The sequence below is a fragment of the Enterococcus sp. C57 genome, from assembly GCF_040887305.1.
GTDB lineage: Bacteria > Bacillota > Bacilli > Lactobacillales > Enterococcaceae > Enterococcus_B > Enterococcus_B hirae.
In genome coordinates this window covers 1-22,026 of record NZ_JBFOFP010000015.1, presented here as the reverse complement: position 1 = coordinate 22,026, position 22,026 = coordinate 1, and the positions used below count along the sequence as shown (strand labels likewise).

Here is a 22,026-nt window from a genome sequence, read left to right as displayed (position 1 = left end):
TAACGCTGTTTTTTGATCACTATCTGGTAAGCTTTCGACTTGTTGTTTCGCCGCATCAATTTGAGCTTTAGTATTGCCTACTTTTGCTCCATTTCCATCAAATAGATTATTGACTGCATCAGTAGCATGTTGAATCACTTCATCTGCAAGTGTATTCTTCTGTTCCGGTACTGGCACACTTGATGCGTTCTGTTCTTTTGTAGTGGAAGATGTTGTTGTTTCTTCTACTTTTTTATTTTCTTTTTCTTCTGAAGCGTGTGTTTGACTTGTTTCACTCGCCTGACTTGATTGATTTGATTGATTTGCTTCTTCTTTTTTCTCATTTTTTTCCGAAGTAGTAATAGTGATGCCTTCTCCCGCCCCATTTTGATCTGCATGGACCATTGGTGTCACTACTCCAGATAAACTAGATAATACTAATGCACTCGTAGTTGAAAACGACACTAAATTCTTTTTCAAGTTCCCCTTTTTCAATTAAAAACCACCCTTTTTTGTTTATTTGATTTAAGGAAATAATAACCTATTCGGGCTCGCTATTTTTTTTAATTATTTAAAAAAAAATGTCATTTTTTTAAATAGACTATTTTATAAAATAAAAAACAATGTTAAAGTTACTCACTTCGGTAAAAAAATTTTTGTTTGTGACACTGGCTGTTCTTCTATTTCTATTCAAGTAACTTTTTATACGAGTCGTTAATGCTTCAGCTATAAAAATAGTCAGTCTTTATTCGTTGAATCAATGAAAACCACTTGCTTACTAACGATTTCTTTTCCTTGTTCATCTAAACTAATCAAAGTAATAGATTTAGTTAGCGCCGATACCTTGTTTTTCGCGTAGACTTCAAATTGATTATCCTTTAACAATTTAAATCCTGGAAAATACTCTTTTCCATCCACTACTAACTTAAATTTCTTTACTGCCCCAGCATAGGTACCTGTAATATATTCATTTCCTAATTTATAGTCATTTATATCTAAGTAGGGAGATTGGACTCTAACTAAACCAGATTTTAACAAATCTCCTTCTGAATTCAGAGCAACCAAAACGACTCTTTTACTTCCACGTAATATTTTATCTTTCGCATAGACTTCAAATTGATTATTCGCTAATCGTCTAAAACCTGGAGTGTATTCTTTCGTGCTTCCTGTGGTCCCCACCCTCAATTTAAATTTAGCAACATCACCAATAAACTCACCTTTGACATAGTTTTCTCCTAATGTGTAATTGTTAATGGTGAGTTTCGGTGCTTGAACTGAAACGTTTTGAGAACTTGTCTCTTTTCCTTTTTTATCAAAGATTTTTACTGTGACTGAAAAAATTGAAGGCGGAATTTTCTTTCCAATATAAAGTTTGTACTGATTATTTGGTAACAAAGTAAAACCTGGGGTATATTCTTTATCGCCAACAATCAATTTAAATTGATTGATTTCCCCTTCATAAGCACCAGTCATATATACGTTTCCATAAATATAGGGGTCGATTGTACAGGAAGGAGTTTTTTCGTCAAATTCTTTTTGTCCATTTTTTTCTTTAGAATTTGTCATTTTAGTCTGTTTTGAATCATACATTTCTTGCGCTTGAACAATTTTTTCAAATAATTTTGTTTTTTGTACACTTTCTGTTAATTCCATTACTTGTAGCTTTACTTCATTAATTTTTGCTTGGGTATTACTTGTTTTTGCTCCTATTTCATCAAACAGAAGTTTCACTGCCTCAGTCGCTTTCTTAACGTTTTGATCATTAGGAATGTTCGTTTGTTTCACATCTGAATGTTCACCTGAAATATTTGCCTGGCTGATTTCACTTTTCATTGTTTTCTTTCCTGAGACTTCATTTTGTTCTGCGTATACAAATGGACTGGCAGTTATAGATGAATTAGCTAATATTAGTACACTCATAATCGTTATCGTTAATCGATTTGTTTTTCTCAATTCAATCTCCTCCCTTTTTTTCATAATACTTTATTTTATTTCTATATTTTTTATTGATTTAAAAAAGAACATTTCTTTTTTTCAATCAATCACTTTTTATAGACAAAACAAAAAAACGAAGTGAACAATGTTCACTTCGGAAAAAATTTATTCTTAAAATTATGATACGTTCGTTACACTATTTCATACCTAAAAAAGGCTAACAACTATTTCATTAGAATATTTATTTACGTAAACGTTCCACGTCACGAGCGATCATCAATTCTTCATCAGTTGGAATGACAAGTACTTTGACTTTTGAATCTTTTGTGGAGATATCTAATTCTTCCCCACGTTTTTTATTCATTTCAGGATCAATTTCACAACCAAACCATGTCATCCCTTTAATGATTTCACTACGGACGTGCCCATCATTTTCACCAATTCCAGCAGTGAAAACAATTGCGTCAACGCCGTTCATCGTTGTCACATATCCACCAATATATTTACGGATACGGTCTACAAAGATGTCATATGCCAAATGGATATGCTCTTGTTCATAGTTTTTCTCAAGATCACGCATGTCACTTGATAAACCTGTTAGACCTAACAAACCTGATTTTTTGTTTAAAATGTTGACCATTTCATCAATATCAATCTCTAATTTTTCCATTAGATAAGGTAAAACAGCTGGATCGATGTCCCCTGAGCGTGTTCCCATTGTTACACCTGCCAGTGGTGTGAATCCCATCGAAGTATCAACTGATTTTCCACCATCTACTGCCGTAATTGAAACACCATTCCCTAAGTGACAAGTGATCAATTTCAACTCTTCGATTGGTTTCTCTAACATCTTAGCCGCACGTTCTGCTACATAGCGATGACTTGTACCATGGAAGCCATATTTTCTTACTTTGAAATCTTCATAGTAAGAAACAGGTAAGCTATACAAATAACTGCTTTTTGGCATTGTTGCGTGGAATGACGTGTCAAAAACAGCCACGCTTTGGATATCAGGTAAGATTTTTTTAAATGCTTTGATACCCATTAGATTAGCAGGGTTATGCAATGGTGCAAACTCTGCTAATTCTTCAATGCGATCCATCACAGCTTCATCCACGATTACAGAATCAGCATAAGTTTCTCCACCATGAACGACACGATGTCCTACCCCAGTGATTTCATCGTAAGAACTTAAGATTTGTAATGCAATCAGTTGATCTAACAACATTTTTACTGCTACTTCATGGTCATCGATGTCCATGATTTTCTCAAATTTTTGATCTTCACCATATTTGATCGTAAAAATTGAATCTTCTAAACCGATTCTTTCGACAATTCCTTTAGCAATTACGGTTTCTTCTGGCATTTGATATAGCTGCCATTTTAAACTTGAACTTCCAGCGTTGATAGCAATTGTTTTAGACATATAATTCTCCTTCTTAGTGCGTGATTAAAGAGAAGACGATTTCCATGTTTCAAATTCTTTAAAAAATTCAGTCACCTTCTCTGGTTTCTTTAGTGAATCAAGTTTTACAAGTAATACTTCTTGTGCTTGTTTTGCCTTTGTTCCTTTTTTCTGCAAGATCAAAATACTTTTTTGTGATTGCTTGTTACGGAATAATTCATCTGGTAATTGGATCATTCCTTGAAGATATCCTTCTTCTTTAAACCATCTTTTGACTTCTTCACTTTGTTCTGTTTCTAAGAAGTTACTTGGCATCAAAAACAGACCGAATCCATCTGGTTTGACATACTTCATTGCCTGTTCTAATAGCAGATGATGGGCATAACTATGCCCTTGTGTGGTGCTTGTTAAAAACTCTTTTGCTTTTTGATCATTCGGATAATAACCAATCGGTAAATCGCTGATAGCTACATCCACTGGATCAATCAGTAATTCTTGTAAGCCATCTTGGTGAAAATATTGAACATTCGCCTGAGTCAGATCACTTGTTGAAGCAGCAACCGCTAATAACGTATCGTCAATATCTACACCCATCCCTTCCGCTTGGTATCCCGCACTTGATAGGTTTAAAAGAACTGTTAATAACAAGTTGCCCATTCCTGCTGCAATGTCCAAAATCTTGATTGGTTCTTCTTTATTTGTGAATAGCTGTTCAATTAAAAAGACAAATAAAAAACCAATACTATCTGGAGTAAGTTGATGGTTCGCTTGAAGATGTTCTGTCTGACTCCCCTTTAGTAACAGTAGTTGTGACAGACGGCGCCACTCTTCTGGTTCAAAGGAAAGTTGACTGAGTTCTTTATACAAAGCAGAAATCTGTTGCTTGATTTCTTCAGACGGTACTCCATCTACCACTCGTACTTGATAGTTGTCGATTAAGTTTTCAGCATTTTCGACATAGGCTTCTAAAAAGGAAGTTCCCAATGCATTTTGTAAAAGCTGAATCGCTTTTAGGTTTTGTTCAAACCCCTGTTCCATTTTTTCTGGTAACATGGTGCACCTCATTTCTAGATATATTATAACAATTATTTTACCTGTTTAATTTTAACGAACTATGAGCAAAATTTCAATCGTTTTCACACTTTTTTATTTGTGAAACAAAAAACATAAACGTTATGTAAACAGCGGTAACACAGAAAAGAGTGCGTTTTCATGGATTCACTCACTTTCTGTGTTACTTTCTGTATCACTGTTAAGCATTTCCATGAACTGAAAATGCTGAGATTCGATCTGAATTTCGATCGTTAGCTGATTCGCTTTTCTTTTGTAATGAACCTTTCCTAAATTATATTGATACATTCCCTGTTCTTTCAACTCGTTACTTTCAGATAAAACCATTTGTTTGATTATTTTTGCTACATAATAATTTTTGGTGCGTTGATTCAAATCTACTGTCGAGCGATAAGTTTGTACAATGATCGACAATAAGGAACTACAAACTAAAAACAATAGTAAGGTTGAGAATAAGATATTACTACTGAACCCCTTGTTATGCTTTTTATGATAGTGGCTTGGTCCAAATCCCCTCATACTTCTCTCCGTTTATAAATTCGATTAAAAATGTGATAGCTGCAGTAGAATCTCTCACTTCCCAATGCTTGACTTGTGTTAACACAGGTTGGTGTCCCCCTGATACTTCTCGTTTACGTATCAACGCATGATATTGCTCAAATAAATAGGTTTTCTTTTCCATCTCATAATAAATACGGTTATCTTTAATGACGACATTTTTTCCTTTTTTTATTTCTTCTTCAAACTGAGCTAAAAAAATCAGCCACTCTTTTTGATCCTTTCGTTGTAAATATTGTTCCACTTTCGTTGTTTGCGTGATTAAAAGACTGATTGAAAGTAAAACAGCACTTAAAATGGCAAGCGAAATCAAACATTCAATCAGTGTAAAGGCAGCTTTATTCTGGTATTTTGGTAATCTCAATCACTTTGTCTCCTTGTGTGAGCTTCACTTTTTCGATCTTTTTCTTTTTAGCGGTTATGGTTGTCTGACTATCTGGTCCATTTAACGTTCGATTCGGTATTTGTTCATACATTCGGTAGGTTTTTACATCTTCATATAGCCTGCGAAGTAATAAGATTTCCTGATTATTTTGCTTTTCTGCAGTTAATAAATACAAATTCCCATGGCTGACAAGAAAGATACACGATAAGGTAATGGATAAAGCCATTACTGTTTCTAATAGAACAAAAGCATGTCTATTCGATTTTTTTAATATATCGACCACTCCCTAGCTGGAATTGATAAACGATTGTTTGTCTTTTGTTCGTCCAATAAAACCGATAAGCTTGCAATGAACTTTCGTTGCCGGTTCCCGCAGCGAATATGAGCTTTTCCATCTGTTGGACAGTAATTTCATCTGGCACCTCTAAAGTTGACCACCCGAGATTTGGATTGGGTACGTCAAAAACAATTTGATTCTTTGATTGATCGTAAAAGATTCTTGTAGCTTGTTGGCTGACAATGGCTATTTTCTGCGTGGCATATATCCGACTTTCAAATTGTGCAAAAAATTGCTCTATTGTCATCTGCTTTTGCCAAGCTGAGACTGAAAGTGAAGGGAATAGAAATAATCCTAAAGTGATCGTCAAAACAAATAAGGTTTCAATCAAAGTATAACCAGTAAGGCAGATTGGTTTATTTTTGGTTATAGGCATCTGCATGTTCTTGCTTTATATATCCCTCCTTTAAGAGTTCTGCGATCGTTGGGACTTTCCCATTATTTTGCAAAGAGTACAATTCTTTTTGAGCATCGACCAATTGCATCACTGCTTGTTTGCCTTCTCGATTGACATGATCTCGATAGCGGGAAATATTAGGGATGAACAAGAGAACTAATGCACTGATCACTAATAAGACGATCAGCATTTCGATCAACGTAAAACTTTCAACATTCCTTAATTGTTTTCGTCTGAAATTGACTAGATATTTCATAATAAAACCTCCTCAATGTTACCATAAACCGGCAGTAAAATTGCTGCATAAATCAATAGAATCAAGCTTGCAATTCCTAGAAAAAGGACTGGCTGTATCCATGAAAGTCCACGGTTCACCTTTTGGAAAAAATGCTGTCTTGCTAATTTACTGTAAAACAAAAGTTCTTTACCTAAGTTTCCTTTTGCTTCCCCTTGTAAAACGATTTGACTAAATTCAGCCGTTAAAAATGAATAAGTCTCAAACTGCTGTGCTAAAGAAATTCCTGATTCTAACCCTTTTGTCAGACGAAATGCTAATAGTTGGATCAAACTCCCTTGTTTTGTTTCTTTCAAACAAAAAATAATTTGGCGCAATTCTAATCCCTCGTAGAATAATTTTCCAAATTCTAAAGCGATATAAGAAGACTGGTAGAGGGAAAAAAGCGAACCAATCAATGGTTTGTTGCTGAACCATTCCCCTCGTTGAATCATATCCATTTTTAAGAGCCTGATCTTGATAAACAGACATAATAAACCAACAGACAGTAAAACAAGAAGAACATACCAATGAAAGGACTGCAAAAATCGGATTCCCCAATGCGTATCCATGACCATTTCCGAAGTTAATAACTGTGGCAAAATAAATTGGCGTAATGCAACTAAGATCCCTAATAAAAACAAACACAGTAAACACGGGTAACTGATCATCTTTTTTAATTCTTTTCGAAATTCTGCTACGAGACGAAATTGTTCTGCCATCCCATTCAATGTTTGGATCAAGTTCCCATGCGCACTGGCTAACTCGATTTGCACAAGCTTGTCTTGAGTAAAACCCAATGCTTGTAGAACCTCATAAAAAGAATGTCCTTCTTGCAATAAACGGTGTCCTTGCTGTAAATAAATATGGGGGACAGGTGCGATCTTCAACAATATTTCCGTTGCTTCTTGAATACTAAATCCATGGTCAAGTAACTCCCCCATCAGTCGAATATACTTTGCTTGATGGTTCAGTGACATTTTCTTAGAAGGCAAACGATCGCCAGCGACTATTTTTTGCTTCTTCATAGCTTTGGTCCCACCCTTTCCTCTCAAAATCATTGTAGGTAAAGTTGTATCCCCATAAAGCCGCTGCTGCTTGTGTTTGGTCTAAAAGGATTTCTTGGTAGATTACGCCAGATAAACATTCAAAAAACTCATCGCTTCTGCCAACTAATTCAAGAATTCTCGCTTCGGTTCCATCTAAATGGCGGGCATGAACCGTCGCAAATACACGGTGACCTGTCAACGCTGCTCGAATTGCTACATTCGCTGTCTTGCTATCTCTGATTTCTCCAATGATCAATAAATCTGGACGATGACGTAATGCAAGCTTCAGCAATTCCTCATACGTTTGTTCGATTTTATCGTTTACTTGTAATTGTAAAAAGGCTGTTTCTTCAATTTCTACTGGGTCCTCTATTGTAATTACTTGTACCTCTTTGTCTTGTGCCAAATAGTACATCAAAGAAGTTTTTCCTGATCCAACTGGTCCGCTGAACAAATAGAGCCCACGCTTTTTACTCCGCTCATTGATCACCTTTAAATCCTCAGGACAAAAACAGCGGAACTGTTTTTCAGACAAATCATAAAGTAATCGAATCACCAAACTTTCTCTTTGTAAGTAATCACCTACAGAAGACAGTCTCAGTCTGACCTCTTTTTCTTTTAAGACGTAAGTCATTGCACCTAATTGCGCTTTTCTTCTCTCACCGATATCCATCTCTCCTAAATATTTAAAGCGTGAGATTAATTGTTGTCCAATATCTGATGCAATACTTTTTTGGAATGTTCGTTTTTTACTATAGCGGTAATAAATATTGAAATCAGTTTGATTAGGCATTATATAGATATCTTGAACACGTTTTTTATAACTTTCATTAATGAGATCATCTGATATCTTCTTTATATCCATCTTATCCCCTCCATAAAAAACATACGTCTTTTTTCTAATACTATTTTATTTTTGTATCATTAAATGCTAAAAGATGGGCAAAATCCGAATTTATGTTATACTATTAAAAATTTATTTTGGAGGGAACATGGTGGAATCATTACGAACAAAGCATATTTTAGTCGCTGGGAAAAAAGAACCAGCTGATCTGGTAATCAAACATGCACAAATCGTCAACGTTTTTACAAAAGAAATCCTAACCGGTGATGTTGCGATTTGTGACGGTAAAATCGTGGGGATCGGTCAATACGAAGGCAAAGAAATCTATGATGCAAAAAATCAATACCTCGTACCAGGACTTATTGATGGGCATGTGCATATCGAAAGTTCACTTTTATCTCCAAGCGAGTTTGCAAAAATTTCTTTATTACATGGCGTCACCTCGGTAATTACTGATCCTCATGAAATAGGAAACGTAGCAGGGAGTATTGGGCTTGATTTTATGATTGAAGATGCCCAATCCGTACCAATGAATATTTTTATCATGCTGCCATCCTGCGTTCCTGTAACACCTTTTGAAACAAGCGGCGCAGTGCTAGACGCCCAATCATTCATTCCTTTTCTTGATCGTCCTGAAGTGTTGGGACTTGCTGAAGTGATGAACTACCAAGCTGTTGCAAATAACGAAAAAACCATCATTGATAAATTACAATTGATGCATGAGAAAAATATGAAAATCGATGGTCATGCAGCTGGTATTCAAGGAGATGAGCTAAACGTCTATTTGACGGCTGGTATAAAAACCGACCATGAAGCGACTAACGCACAAGAAGCAAAAGAACGTCTAGCTTTAGGGATGTATTTAATGATTCGAGAAGGGACAGTTGCAAAAGACCTCGAAGCACTCCTTCCCGTTGTAACACCAGAAAATTCACGACGTTGTTTATTTGTCACGGATGATAAACTGATCGATGATCTGGTTGCAGAAGGCTCTATCGATCACATCATACGCCAAGCAATCCATTTAGGAATGGAACCATTACAAGCTATTCAAATGGCCACACTAAACGCTGCCGAATGTTTTGGCTTAAGTCAGCTAGGCGCCATCGCACCTGGCTATCAAGCTGATTTCTTTTTAACCAATGATTTATCGACTCTTCCAATCAATACTGTCTTTTCTAATGGAAAAATCGTGGTAGAGAATGCACAATTGAATCTGGAACAATTTCCGAGACAAAAAAATACTTATGCTCAAAAATTACCAAAAATGGATGTGAAACCATTAACGGTCGATTCTTTTGCTTTACCACTTTGTACTGAAAAAGCCCACATGATCGAAGTCATCCCCAACAGTTTATTGACCAATGATTGTCTCGTAGAAGTAGACACAAAAAATGGTGTCTTTGTTCCTTCAATTACCAACGACCAACTAAAAATTGCTGTGATCGAACGTCACCATCGAACAGGAAATGTTGGTGTTGGGATCGTTAAGGGATTTCAACTAAAGAAAGGAGCCCTTGCAACAACTGTTGCGCATGATTCCCATAACATCGTCGTGGTGGGAACGAATGACGAAGATATGTTAATAGCAGCAAACCAATTAATCAAAAAAGGTGGCGGAATGATCGCTGTTGCAGATGGTCAAGAGTTGGCTTGTTTACCCTTACCAATCGGTGGCTTAATGTCTCAAGAACCTTTTTTAGCTGTGAATGAGCAGTTAGTTTCCTTAACTAAAGAAGCACATGCGTTAGGTGCCAGTCAATCATTCGATCCATTTTTAACACTTTCATTTTTAACATTATCTGTCATCCCCGAATTAAAGATCACAGATAAAGGCTTATTTTCATTTTCTAAATTTAACTTGATTGAACCTTCTATATAAAATAAATACGAAAATATTTTGTCCTACAATTTTTCCTTGCTCGAACAGCTGCATCTACAACCAAAAAAGCAACCGAAACAAAAATGTTTCGGTTGCTTTTGATTAAATGAAGTCATTATTTCTTCGTTTTATCTGGAAATTGAGCTTCAACACGATAGATTCTTTGACCTCTTGAAGAAAATTTTTCTTCGTATTCAGTCATGATATTTCCTTCATATTTACTTTGATGTAAATCTAACCATACTTGTTTGATGATCATGCCGTATTGAGAAAAACTAGCTAATGAATATTCAAATAGTCCTTGGTTATCTGTTTTAAAATGGATTTCTCCTTTAGGGCGTAGAATTTGTTCATCCACCGCTAAAAATGTATGATACGTTAACCGGCGTTTTTCATGTCTTTTTTTAGGCCACGGATCAGAAAAGTTCAAATAGATTTGATCAATCTCACTATCTGCAAAATATTCCGTCAACGCTGAACCATCAACATGCAATAGTTTTAAATTTGGTAATGGTTGTTCAATTAATTTATCTAAAGCAATTGATACAACGCTGACTTGCATTTCTACCCCGATATAATTGATTTCAGGATGAGCCTTAGCCATTCCTGTGATAAACTGACCTTTTCCCATACCAATTTCAATATGGATCGGCTGCTCATTGCCAAATAGTTCGTTCCACTTACCTCTCCACTTGGTTGGTTCACTTATTACTAAATCTGGATGCGCTGCTAGCATTTCAGCAGCACCTGGGCGATTACGTACACGCATGAAAACTCCATTCCTTTCTTTCCTAAAAAAATAAAGATCAGACAAGTGATGTTCTACTCTTCTGATCTTAACTCTGAATAAATAATCGACAATAAATGCTTTATTCGTACACCGTACTCATTCTTTTTGACTCTTTGCTCAACCACTAAAAATTCTTTTCAACTGTAAGATCTCTTCATTCATTCGTCGATGATCTTCACGCTGACAATATCGGGTAATCTCTTGTAAAAGGTTCATCGCAGCATACCAATGTAATTTTTCTAATATCTCATCCGTTGGGCGAATCCCATAAGTAACGAGCCATTGATTCCAATTAGATAATGGAACATAATTCCCTAAAATCGTGGCAATATCCACCGCTGGATCAGCAAACATAATTGAATCCCAATCAACTAGATACAAATAATTTTTGCACACTAACCAGTTCCGATGATTGACATCTCCGTGTACAACTGCAAAGTTCTCTTTATCCATCTGTGGAATTTGTTGACGCAAAAACTGGTGAACGATTTGTAAAAATCGATTCTTTCTGAGTGTCTCAGGTAACTCCAGTTCATATTGTTGCAACATTTTTTCTGGTGTCATCACTCTACCACCGATCCGAGTCAACATCGTTTTAAGTGAAGCAGAATGATGCAAATGATACAAGACATCAATAACATCATTTCGCTGGCCGATCTCGGTCGGAGTTAATAAACGTCCTTCTAGCCATTCCTGTGCTGTTAAGGTATCGCCATTTCCTGTCCGTTTCGTCCATACCAGTTTTGGTGTAATTCCTTCTCGGGATAGTGCAGCAAGCATTGGAGTCGTATTGCGTTTAATAAAGACCTTATCTTCATCGCGCATGCCTATGTATGTTTTTCCCGTATCACCTTTGATTGGGCGTAAACGCCATTCTTGGTCTAACTGAAACTCCATCATGCATTCTCCCGTCCTCTAAACTCTATGATTTGCAGTACTTATTATTCTAGTCGCCTAAGCCCCGAACGTCAAGCACATATACGTTCTTTTTTCCTGTATTCCTCTCTAAAAAACCATCTTTTATCAAAAAAACGAGAGAAAAAGCAAATCTGCCTTATTCTCTCGTTTTTTCACCTCTTTTATTCGTTCATTTTCTTGATCCGAGTCGGTGTATAGATTTTAATAAACAAGCCGATGACAATCAAATAACTGATAATCGGTATGAGTTTGTCTAGACCATTTAATACGATCGCACCAATCAATCCAAAAAGACTAGCGGCAATCAGCAAAAGATTTAACAATAACTTTTGCAGCGCAACTTCTTTTTGCTTTTCCGTGATTGGATAAAGTTGGACAAGTGTCATGTAACGAAATTGATTGTATAAAGGGATCACTTGGAATCCGATCAAATAGATAAAAAGCGCCCCAATAGCAGTTATAAAATAAACATCTTCAATACCTGCAATCAAGATACTTCCAATCAACACTAAGCGTAAGAAAAGACCACTGAAATCAGAACCTCTAATAAATCTTCTGACATAAAGATAATAATAAGTATTATCTTTCGTTTTCTTCGTATGTTGAAGCAACGGGTCTAAATACCTTCTTCTTTTGACTTTAGAAGTGATTTCCGGCACGTCAGTAAAAAGATTGATGAATTGATAGATTTGATGTAAACGTTGCTCTTCTTTTTGTATCATTTTTTCCCAATCCAACCGATACGTCATATTTTTCCATAAAAACCAAAAGTAAATATTTAATTGAATCAACATAGCTAACAATCCAAGCCAGAGCCATCCATAGACCGTAAGCAACAAGATCAGCAATGTCGAAAGATACCAAGAAGCTTTCCATACCATCAATTTTTTCTCTTCAATCCGGAAAAGCTCCACTCGTTTGATTTGTAGTTGACTACTCTTCAATCCCCAGAGAATCAGTAAATAAACGAAGTAAAAAGAAAAAGGCTGCCCGGTTGTCACAACCACGAGGGGCATTGAAAAGCCACAAGCTAGTCCTAAGAACAGAAAAGGAAATAGACTGGAATAAAGAAAAGCTCGTTGGAGATACTGATGCATCTCCTTTTCTTTCGGTAGTAGAAAAACCAGATCGGCCGCTTGCGTGAAAGTGGCAAATTTACCAAAAAACAAACAAATAAACCAAAAGATCGTAAGGATAATCCCACCCATTTGAAAAGGAGTCGTTAACGTTTTTAACCAGTTTGAATAGTAAAAGCCGACTCCGCCAAATAGAAATAAGCAAACCAATACAAAATGATCATTTAGTACATAACGCAAATACTTCATCATTTTTTTCTGGTGTTTTGCTAATCGCAATTGAAAGAAATTATTCATGATCCTGCTCCTTTGTCAAGGAGATATAAATTTCATCCAGAGAAGAATCAGGTAGTCGGAATTCCTCCTGTAAGTCTTTTAAGGTTCCATCTGCACGTATTTCTCCATTGTGCAGAACTACAAAACGATCACAATATTTTTCTGCCGTAGCTAAAATATGCGTAGACATCAAGATCCCTGAACCTTCATTTTTCATTTCTACCATTAGTTCTAAAAGAGCATTGATTGCTAATGGATCTAATCCTAAAAAAGGCTCATCAATAATGTACAAAGAAGGCTCGATCAAGAAAGCACACAAGATCATCACCTTTTGTTTCATCCCTTTTGAAAAATTGGCTGGCAACCATTCCAAACGATTCTCTAAACGAAACGTATGTAACAATTTCTCAGCTCGTTGCATCGCTATATCGATTGGAATATCATAGGCCATCGCAGTCACTTCGATATGTTCTCTTAAAGTTAGTTCTTCATATAAAGAAGGCGTTTCAGGTATAAAACCGATTTGTTTTCGGTATTCTTCAGTATTTTTTTTCAAACTCAGATCATTAATCGTGATAGATCCTTTTTTTTGTTCTAAGAGGCCAATGATATGTTTGATCGTTGTACTTTTTCCAGCGCCATTTAAACCGATCAATCCTACCATTTCGCCAGGCTGTACACTAAAACTAATATCTTTTAAAACAGGTAGATGTCCATAGCCACCTGTTACATGTTCCACAATTAGACTCATAATTTTTCCTCCGTCGTTCGATTGTTTTTATTATACCATGAAGAAAACGAAGTCAATTTATTTTTTTTCATACAAATCTTTGAACATATGGTAAAGTTAACATAAATAATATTTTTGATGGAAAGGATGTTTCCTATGGAAAACTGTATCTTTTGTAAAATTATTAAGCAAGAAATCCCTAGTTATAAAATCTACGAAGATGAAAAAGTCTATGCATTTTTAGATATATCCCAAGCGACAAAAGGACACACACTAGTCATTCCAAAACAACACGTTTCTGATATTTTTGAATATGACGAAGTACTAGCATCTGATGTCTTTTCACGTATCCCTAAAATCGCTCGTTCAATTGAAGAAGCCTTTCCTGAGATGCAAGGACTGAATATCTTGAATAATAACCGTGAATTGGCTTATCAATCTGTATTTCATTCACATGTCCATTTGGTCCCTCGCTATAGTAAAGAAGATGATTTTTCGATCCACTTTGGTAACCATCAGTCAGAATATAGTGCGGAAGAATTGCAACAAATTCAACATACCATTGTAAAGCAGGTGAAGAACATTGATTAAAAACTTTTTAAAAGGAATCGTTTTTGGAACGACCGTTGGAGCTATATCTGGATTGTTATTTGCTCCTAGAAGCGGGAACGAAACCAGAAAAAAATTGATTGCTGAACTAGACGAAGCAACGGAATTAACAAATGATTTAAATAACAGTCTTAATAATTTCAAACAAGCATTAGTTGACACAAAAGAAACAGCAAATACTTTGATCCCCGCTTTTCAAGAATCAATGAAAAAAGATATTGAAAATTTTAAATTTCAAGCAGAACCAAGAATTGCACAAATCCAAGAACAAGTTGAAAAATTAACAAATGATTTGCCACAAGACATGCAATAATGCGGAATTTTATAACACTTTTGATTTTAATTTTATTGTTTTTTTAATTTTTAGTTAGGAATGTGATCAAAATTTGAATTTTATTTGAAACTATCACGAGAACGTTTTTATTAATAAATAGATATGGTATAGTTATTATTGTAAGAATAATAATAAATCACAGGAGAGCAATTTTAATGAAAAAGAAAAAAATAATTTTAGCTGCAACTAGTGCGCTAGCTGTATTAGCATTAGCTGCTTGTTCAGGTAGTACAAATAAAGACATCGCCACAATGAAAGGCGGAACTATCACGGTTGAAGATTTTTATAATGAAGCAAAACATACGCAAAACAACCAACAATTAGTTCAAAATATGATTATTTACAAAGCCTTTGAAAATAAATATGGCGATAAAGTAACGGATAAAGATGTCAATGCTGAATACAAAAAGAATGAAGAAACTTACGGTGACACCTTTAAATCACAATTAGAAGCAGCTGGTTATACAGAAGACTCATATAAACAAGCACTTAGAAGCAGTTTAGTATTAAAAGCTGGTATAAGTGCTAACGTCAAAGTGACAGAAAAAGATTTAAAAGAAGCTTGGAAAACTTTCCATCCAGAAGTTGAAGCACAAATCATTAAAGTAAGCAGTGAAGATGAAGCAAAAGAAGTGAAAAAATCAGCAGATGACGGAACTGATTTTGCGAAACTGGCAAAAGAAAAATCAACCGATGAAGCAACTAAAAAAGATGGCGGAAAAATCAAATTTGATTCTCAAACGACAGATGTTCCAACTGAAGTGAAAGAAGCAGCCTTCAAATTAAAAGACGGTCAAGTATCTGACATTATTTCAGCGACAAATACAACTTCATACTCAACAGATTATTATGTTGTAAAAATGGTCAAAAACCAAAATAAAGGCGATGACATGAATAAATACAAGAAACAATTAGAATCAATCGCCCGAGATACAAAAGAAAGTGATCAAGACCTACAAAAAGAAATTATCGCTAAAGTATTAAAAGAAGAAAATGTAAAAGTCACAGATGATGCCTTTAAAAATGTATTAACGCCATTTACTATGGAAACAGCTAATACCAATACATCTGAGTCTAAAACAAAATCAACAAAATCTTCTGAATCTAAAACAACTGAATCAACAAAAACTTCTGAATCATCAACAACTGAATCATCAAGCAAATAAGATGAAAAAAACAGACCTATCCAGGTCTGTTTTTTTTGACGCTATAATTTCTAAGAAGGATCGTAATTTCCACCTTATTTTTTGTAAAAGATAAGCATAGATTAAAACACCAAAGTAAATGATTGACTTTGATGTTTTTTCGCTACCTATTCACTTTGACAAAGAGCTGTTTTTTAGTAACTGATTCTGGTCATCAGTGTAACGATCGTTGCAAACATAGCAAAAATACAAATAAAGACGCCCGTAGTCGTTAAAGTAATCAAAGCAATCTTGGATTTGTTTCTCAATTTATAAGCCATATACAACAAACATACTGAGAAGAAAATTCCCAATACCCAGAAAAATAGCGGATCTCTTTGAACGCCAAGAGATTGGATATAATGATTCATTAACTATTTTCCCCCTATTAGTAAAACGGTTTCTCATCTGACTACAATCTTACACTATTGTAGATTTTTATCAATAACAAAATAAATTTTCCAATAATAAAGACACGTAGGCTCACAAGTAGTTCGTGTTAGGCTACGTGCCTTTAGTTATCTATAGTTCTTTGGGAACATAGAAACTACGATTTTCCATTCCAAAAATCCGTTCAGTGTATTTTCCAGGTTCTGTTTGACGAATCGACGTCAACATCATTTGCATTGAAGCATCGAGATTATCGATCTGATGTAAGATTTCTGCTTCCATGATACGTGGTCGAACCGGCGATCCGTATTCTAATAAGCCGTGATGTGCTAAGACCATATGTCTTAATACCAAAACATCTTCATCTGCTTCATTTATTTTCAATGCGATACATGCTCTCGTGATTTCTTCATCTACTAGTACCAAATGCCCCACTAGATTACCCGCTAAAGTATATTCCGTACTCATCGGTCCAGATAATTCAATCACTTTTCCGAGATCGTGTAAAATGATTCCTGCGTATAACAACGATCGATTCAATTCTGGATATTCATCAGCAATCGCTTTACCTAAATGCAACATAGTCAATGTGTGATAAGCTAATCCACTCGCAAAAGCATGATGATTCCGTTTTGCTGCGGGAAATTCAAAAAATTGCTTTTGATATTTATTTAGTAAATGACGGACAATCCGATTCCAATGAGCATTTGTTATATCAAATAATAATTGATTGATTTCTTCTTCCATTTCTTCTTTTTTCAAAGGAGCCCTTTCCATATAAAAACTAGGATCACTTGGCTCTTCAAGTTTAGTCAATCGCATATGCAAAATCTTTACTTGTGGGTTTCCTTGATAGATTTCCCGCTTCCCACTTAAGAAAACAACTGTCCCAGCAGTAAACTTGTTGATCTCTTCTTCAGAAGCATCCCAATATTTGCCATCAATCGTTCCAGACGTATCTTGAAAAGTAAATGCAATAAATTTTTTTCCGTTTTTCGCAACTCTGACATCAGCATTTTTAATTAAAACAAACAATTCAAATTGTTCATCGACAACTAATTCACGAATTTTTTTCATTCTTTATACATCCTTTAATATATTCACAGATTGTTGAAGCTCCTGATAATAGCTTACCATTTCTTGGTCAGAAGAAAAACAAATAACTTGATAATTTTGACCGAAATCAGCTAACAATTTGGCTAATTGATATTTTCTTTGATGGTCATAATGCAACCAACCGTCATCTATGATGATTGGACAGATCGAACGTTTTGATTCTAACGATAGGTAGGCAAAGCGCATGGCCATAATCAGTTGATCTTTCGTTCCTGTAGATAATTCATAAATGGGAAAATCAGTTACACCGTCTGTTAGTGTCAAAGTATCATTTCTCAATAAAATCTCTTGGTAATGATTTTGTGTTAAGACTCCTAAATAGTGACCAGCAGCTTTTAACAATTGTGGTAATTGACGTTCACTCATTTCTGTAGACAGATCCCCTAAAAAAGTCCCAGCGACCATTAGACCGCCCCAATGTTCCATCAGTTGTTGCAGTTGTGCTCTCAATAAACTTTCTTCTTGGTACATCTCATCCAACGTACCATCTTTTTGTAATTCCTCGATTTGGATCTTTAACCGCTGACGTTGTTCGATCAATTGTTTTTCTTCAAACTGATACTGCCGTTGTTTCTCTTGATTATGATACAGTTCAGTACTTAATTGCTCCCGTGTCCGTTTTTTTGGAAAAAGTGGCGCGAGAATCTCATCCAACTCTTTTAGTCGTTGAAGTTGTGTTTTTGTTTGTTGCGCTTTTTGCAAATAAGCAGCTACTTCGGATGGATAAGCAAGTCCGACCTGTTCCATCTGTCCGCTATAGTGTTCGATCAAACTTTTTTGTTTCTTTTTCAATTGGTTGATTTCTTGTTTCAACAGTGTATTTTGTTGATAACTTCTAGCGAATTTCAATTGTTCCATTTCTTGGATGAAGTTCGTTAAAAGCACCATTTTTTCAGCGATTCCTTTATCTTGTAACGGTAACCATTCCTTAATCAATTCAAACTGACGATCAAGCTGTACCAACTTTTGTTGAATCTCATTTGCTCGTTCTTGTTTCTTGATCAAGCGGCTATACAAGTCTTGATAATCGGATACTTCATGCCCATATTCCTTCATCGCTTCTAAGGTATTCATCGTTCCTAAGTGATGGACCTTTGGAAAATCGAAAGCTTTTTGTTGGATTTTTTGTTGTTCAATCACTAGCTTGTTTTTACTTTGATTGATTTCTTCGATTTGAGCTAACGTATTGTCTAATTGTCCCAGTTTTTCTTGCCACTTACCTTTGATTTCTGATAAATCACTTTTCTGACCATTCAGTGATTTCCTTTCATAAAATGAATACCCCAATGTACCTAAGGCTAATAAAAAGACTCCTAGTTTCCAAGGCATTGGTAGGAAGATCCCCACCACAAAAAAGAATCCGCCGATAATAGCAAACGGTGTTTTGTTCTTTGAACGAACTTCTGAAGGTGCCGACTGTAATAATTCTGGATGTGTGGCTTCTAATTGGTTGATCTCCGCTTCAATCGTCCGCTGCTGCTCTAAGACGATTTCTGATCTGATTGATAATTGATTGACTTGTTCTTTCAACAAACGATTTTCAGAAAACAGTTGCTGCCATTCTTCGGTATGCAAAAATTCTTGTGGCATTTGTGTCCGTTGCCATTGCCAACTTTGTTCTAAAATTTTTAATTCTGAATCAATTTCTCGTTCTTCCACTTGGAGTCTTTGCCATTCATTCAGCCAATGTTCGATTTGTGTTTGCTGTTGTTGCAATTCTTTTAGTACTTGCTCTTGTTCCAAATAGAAATAATATCGTGCCGACTGTTGATCCATTCCGCTATGTTTTTCTAAAGTAGCTTCGAGCTCATCTAGGCGTTCCGTCATCTGCTGATAGCGTTTAGTGAATTCCTCTAAGTCTAAAAGCAACTGTTCTTCAGGAACTTGTGGTAAGGTATTGGCTTTAAGTGTTTGCCACTCTTCGTATAAAGAATAATTCAGCTCTTGTTGCTTGATCTGAGAAATTTTTTCGTTTATCTCTTGGAGTTTTTTTTGTAGCTCTCTTTGATCTTGACTGTAGGCTTGTTCTTGTCGAATGAGTTCACCGAAAAAAGATTCCTGCTCTTGTTTTTGATGGACTCTTTCTTGAAGGTTCTTCCACTCATTCAATTTCTGATTGATAAGCAGTTTCTGTCCTTTTTTCTTAAAAAGCTGTTGGGCTTGCTGATAATATTCTTGTCTTTTTTGAAAAACATACGAACTACCCGTAATCCCTAATGTGATCAGTGCATCATGTAATTCTTTTTCTCGTAGATGATCTAGTTCAGTTAACTGTTCTTGTTGAAAAGTAAAAACCTGCTGAAATAAATCCTTTGTTAGTGGAGAAAGTAATTTCTCTAATAATTCATCACTTCCCTGTTGCTCATTAAAAAGGACTTTGGATTTCCCACGATTTTGCTGTTTGTAACGTTCAACTAGTATTTCTCCATGAACAGGATGTTCTAACCAAATTTTCCCACCATAGGCAGCCCCATCTTTCGGCGTATAGTCTTTTTTCTTCTTTCCTTTTGAAGGGAAGCCAAATAATACAGCCTGAATAAATTGGTAAATCGTTGACTTGCCTGCTTCATTTTCACCGTAGATCAATTGATTTCCAGAAATAAAATCAAATGTTTTTTGTCTCCACTTACCAAATGCAGCTATTTCGATTCGAAGGATTCTCATATACTTTCCTCCTCGAACACAAAATCTTGCTCCAGTATTGCCTTGGCTTTAGTCAAGGTACCTTCCTGATATTCAGGTAAATCATTCATCAAGCGAACCGCATCAGGATGACTGTACATCTCACCTAAAATCTGATGGAAATCTTCACTTACCCGATAAGTTTCAAAGAGTTGGTCAACTAATGTCTGTGAGACCTTCAACGATATTCGATTCATTCTTTCATCTTCCTTAATAGATATACGCCAAATAAGTAAATTTGTAGATAGGTTGGCTATTTTTTCCATTAAATACTCAAGTAATTCGCCAGAATAGATTCGATCAATCACTTCTTGGTTCAAGTGATGATACTCTGTTACCTTTAAATCTAACAACGTCAGTTTTGGATTTCCCATAGTTAACTGCTCTTGGATCACTTGTAACACGTCTTGCGTAGTCCGAGCAGTTTTTAAAGACACGTTCTTACTCTCCCAGTATACTTCTGCGACCTCTAGCGGAATCGTCTGGCATTCACTGGAGGTCAATTCAACCAATAAAACATTTCTAGCTGTCTGCTCTTTTTGGGTATGGCCTTGAGGTGCCCCTGGATAATTCATTGTTTCTTTTTCGTTTAAAGACATTGGCACATGGATATGTCCTAATGCCCAATAATCATAGCCTTTTTCCTGCATTTTAGACGGCTGAAAAGGTGCATAGTTTCCCCGCTGATTGCTCCCTATTTCACCATGATACAGACCGATATGATAATCCACTGAGTGTCGTAAAGGAAATTCAGCAACTTTATCTCCCTGTATCCATTGGTGTAAATAACTAAACCCGCTGATGGCGACCTTTTCCCCTTTTTTAGATAAAAATGTCTTTGTTTCTACCTCTTCCGAAGTAAATAAATGGACATTTTCGGGAAAAGTAAACCAGTAGCGCTCTGATTGATAATAATCATGATTTCCAAATGTCAAATAGACAGCAATCTCTTTTTCATTCAATCGTTCGATTTGATCAAAAAAATTTTTTTGGATTTTTAATGAAGGACGATTTTGATGGAAGGTGTCTCCCGCAAGTAAAACAAAATCAACTTCATTTATTATAGCCTTGTCTACAATATTTGCTAAAACTTTTAAATTAACCTCTAATAATTTTTCCTGTACCGATTTATCTAAATTTACTAGTCCTTCAAAAGAGCGATCGATATGTAAATCAGCTGCATGGATGAATTTAACCATCGAGTGTCCTCCTTTTTACTCAAGATGAATTTATGCCTTATCCGGCTTTATTTGAATAATTTTTATAAAATAGGTACTGCTTTATAAAATTATATGCCCTTTTATCATACCATTTTCATTGCTTTTTTTCATCATAAACCGAAAATTTGTTCGCATTCACTCGAATAGATTACTCCGACCAATTCTCCCCTTGCTTTATGCCTAACTTTTTTGTATTTTATGGTAAAAGTAGAAGCATGAGGATTATTTACTCCTTTTTCTCTAAAAGGATAGAAAAAGAAAATGGGGAATTAACACACTGTCTTTTTGATATGTAGCGTAACTTGTATTTCCAGCTGTCTATCTTTAATCTGTTTGCAAATTTCAGTGCAATTTTTTTACTTGGCAGCCTCACTTCGTCAAACAACCTGTTAACTATATTTAATTTTGTCACCTTTTATCTTTTACTAAAAACCAGCTAAATAGGAGGAATGCCTCGCTTTTCCATCTTCATTGTTTTAATATACCTTTGTTTGTAAAAAAGCTAGGAACAATCCCAAATACGATTATTCCTAACTTTTTATTTTCTCTTAATTTATGCAAACAAAAAAGCAGATGAACTAAATT

The 22,026-nt window shown here is 35.5% G+C and carries 22 protein-coding genes and 1 pseudogene; 4 read left to right on the top strand and 19 right to left on the bottom strand.

Features of this window, described 5'->3' with window-relative positions:
* From AB5M32_RS13490 to comGA, 11 genes and pseudogenes are all read right to left on the bottom strand, one after another.
* A pseudogene (locus AB5M32_RS13490) lies at positions 1–474 on the bottom strand (hypothetical protein); the annotation flags it as partial.
* A 243-nt stretch (positions 475–717) separates the two neighbouring features.
* On the bottom strand, positions 718–1,932 hold the full coding sequence (locus AB5M32_RS13485; RefSeq protein ID WP_178287185.1) for an immunoglobulin-like domain-containing protein: 1,215 nt from the start codon (positions 1,930–1,932) through the stop codon (positions 718–720).
* Positions 1,933–2,155: 223 nt separating this feature from the next.
* On the bottom strand, positions 2,156–3,340 hold the full coding sequence (locus tag AB5M32_RS13480) for an acetate/propionate family kinase (protein ID WP_010737077.1): 1,185 nt from the start codon (positions 3,338–3,340) through the stop codon (positions 2,156–2,158).
* A gap of 24 nt (positions 3,341–3,364) precedes the next feature.
* The gene (locus AB5M32_RS13475) at positions 3,365–4,372 is read right to left on the bottom strand and encodes a class I SAM-dependent methyltransferase (RefSeq protein WP_010720892.1); all 1,008 of its coding nucleotides are present in this window, start codon (positions 4,370–4,372) and stop codon (positions 3,365–3,367) included.
* Between the two features lie 165 nt (positions 4,373–4,537).
* A complete protein-coding gene (gene comGG / locus AB5M32_RS13470; protein ID WP_010720893.1) occupies positions 4,538–4,909 on the bottom strand; it encodes a competence type IV pilus minor pilin ComGG in 372 nt (123 codons plus the stop codon).
* Positions 4,878–5,312, bottom strand: a complete 435-nt coding sequence (gene comGF / locus AB5M32_RS13465; protein ID WP_034700735.1) for a competence type IV pilus minor pilin ComGF — start codon at positions 5,310–5,312, stop codon at positions 4,878–4,880. The genes comGG and comGF overlap by 32 nt, the downstream gene beginning before the upstream one ends.
* Positions 5,287–5,559: a hypothetical protein gene (locus AB5M32_RS13460; protein WP_014834442.1), complete on the bottom strand. Its 273-nt coding sequence runs from the start codon at positions 5,557–5,559 to the stop codon at positions 5,287–5,289. Before AB5M32_RS13460 ends, comGF begins: the two co-directional genes overlap by 26 nt.
* A 28-nt stretch (positions 5,560–5,587) precedes the next feature.
* Positions 5,588–6,052 (bottom strand): competence type IV pilus minor pilin ComGD, encoded by a 465-nt coding sequence (gene comGD / locus AB5M32_RS13455; protein WP_178287183.1) that lies wholly within the window; start codon positions 6,050–6,052, stop codon positions 5,588–5,590.
* Entirely contained in the window at positions 6,027–6,323 is a 297-nt protein-coding gene (comGC, locus tag AB5M32_RS13450; protein ID WP_063627553.1) for a competence type IV pilus major pilin ComGC, read from the bottom strand. The genes comGD and comGC overlap by 26 nt, the downstream gene beginning before the upstream one ends.
* Entirely contained in the window at positions 6,320–7,369 is a 1,050-nt protein-coding gene (gene comGB / locus AB5M32_RS13445; protein WP_178287181.1) for a competence type IV pilus assembly protein ComGB, read from the bottom strand. The genes comGC and comGB overlap by 4 nt, the downstream gene beginning before the upstream one ends.
* Positions 7,326–8,255 carry a competence type IV pilus ATPase ComGA gene (comGA, locus tag AB5M32_RS13440; RefSeq protein WP_178287179.1) on the bottom strand — a complete coding sequence of 310 codons (930 nt, stop codon included), beginning with the start codon at positions 8,253–8,255 and terminating at the stop codon, positions 7,326–7,328. Before comGA ends, comGB begins: the two co-directional genes overlap by 44 nt.
* A gap of 130 nt (positions 8,256–8,385) precedes the next feature.
* On the opposite strand from comGA, the gene ade reads away from it, so the two are divergent.
* Positions 8,386–10,116, top strand: a complete 1,731-nt coding sequence (gene ade, locus AB5M32_RS13435) for an adenine deaminase (protein ID WP_063627728.1) — start codon at positions 8,386–8,388, stop codon at positions 10,114–10,116.
* Positions 10,117–10,231: 115 nt separating this feature from the next.
* On the opposite strand, the gene trmB is transcribed toward ade, so the two are convergent.
* The 4 genes from trmB to AB5M32_RS13415 form a co-directional block, all read right to left on the bottom strand.
* On the bottom strand, positions 10,232–10,885 hold the full coding sequence (gene trmB, locus AB5M32_RS13430) for a tRNA (guanosine(46)-N7)-methyltransferase TrmB (protein ID WP_010720901.1): 654 nt from the start codon (positions 10,883–10,885) through the stop codon (positions 10,232–10,234).
* 138 nt (positions 10,886–11,023) lie between these two features.
* On the bottom strand, positions 11,024–11,806 hold the full coding sequence (locus AB5M32_RS13425; RefSeq protein WP_010720902.1) for a phosphotransferase family protein: 783 nt from the start codon (positions 11,804–11,806) through the stop codon (positions 11,024–11,026).
* A 179-nt stretch (positions 11,807–11,985) separates the two neighbouring features.
* Entirely contained in the window at positions 11,986–13,197 is a 1,212-nt protein-coding gene (locus AB5M32_RS13420; RefSeq protein WP_010720903.1) for an ABC transporter permease, read from the bottom strand.
* On the bottom strand, positions 13,190–13,927 hold the full coding sequence (locus AB5M32_RS13415) for an ABC transporter ATP-binding protein (RefSeq protein ID WP_010720904.1): 738 nt from the start codon (positions 13,925–13,927) through the stop codon (positions 13,190–13,192). The genes AB5M32_RS13420 and AB5M32_RS13415 overlap by 8 nt, the downstream gene beginning before the upstream one ends.
* A 135-nt stretch (positions 13,928–14,062) precedes the next feature.
* On the opposite strand from AB5M32_RS13415, the gene AB5M32_RS13410 reads away from it, so the two are divergent.
* The 3 genes from AB5M32_RS13410 (at position 14,063) to AB5M32_RS13400 (ending at position 16,015) form a co-directional block, all read left to right on the top strand.
* A complete protein-coding gene (locus tag AB5M32_RS13410) occupies positions 14,063–14,497 on the top strand; it encodes an HIT family protein (RefSeq protein ID WP_178287177.1) in 435 nt (144 codons plus the stop codon).
* On the top strand, positions 14,490–14,828 hold the full coding sequence (locus AB5M32_RS13405; RefSeq protein ID WP_010720906.1) for a YtxH domain-containing protein: 339 nt from the start codon (positions 14,490–14,492) through the stop codon (positions 14,826–14,828). The genes AB5M32_RS13410 and AB5M32_RS13405 overlap by 8 nt, the downstream gene beginning before the upstream one ends.
* Before the next feature lie 176 nt (positions 14,829–15,004).
* On the top strand, positions 15,005–16,015 hold the full coding sequence (locus AB5M32_RS13400; RefSeq protein ID WP_081128411.1) for a peptidylprolyl isomerase: 1,011 nt from the start codon (positions 15,005–15,007) through the stop codon (positions 16,013–16,015).
* Positions 16,016–16,188: 173 nt separating this feature from the next.
* Here AB5M32_RS13400 and AB5M32_RS13395 read toward each other — a convergent pair whose 3' ends face one another.
* From AB5M32_RS13395 to AB5M32_RS13380, 4 genes are all read right to left on the bottom strand, one after another.
* A complete protein-coding gene (locus AB5M32_RS13395) occupies positions 16,189–16,404 on the bottom strand; it encodes a hypothetical protein (RefSeq protein WP_010720908.1) in 216 nt (71 codons plus the stop codon).
* A 151-nt stretch (positions 16,405–16,555) separates the two neighbouring features.
* Entirely contained in the window at positions 16,556–17,500 is a 945-nt protein-coding gene (locus AB5M32_RS13390; RefSeq protein WP_010737065.1) for a 3'-5' exoribonuclease YhaM family protein, read from the bottom strand.
* Between the two features lie 3 nt (positions 17,501–17,503).
* The gene (locus AB5M32_RS13385) at positions 17,504–20,203 is read right to left on the bottom strand and encodes an AAA family ATPase (RefSeq protein ID WP_063627555.1); all 2,700 of its coding nucleotides are present in this window, start codon (positions 20,201–20,203) and stop codon (positions 17,504–17,506) included.
* Entirely contained in the window at positions 20,200–21,420 is a 1,221-nt protein-coding gene (locus AB5M32_RS13380; protein WP_063627556.1) for a DNA repair exonuclease, read from the bottom strand. The genes AB5M32_RS13385 and AB5M32_RS13380 overlap by 4 nt, the downstream gene beginning before the upstream one ends.
* Positions 21,421–22,026: the final 606 nt, after the last annotated feature.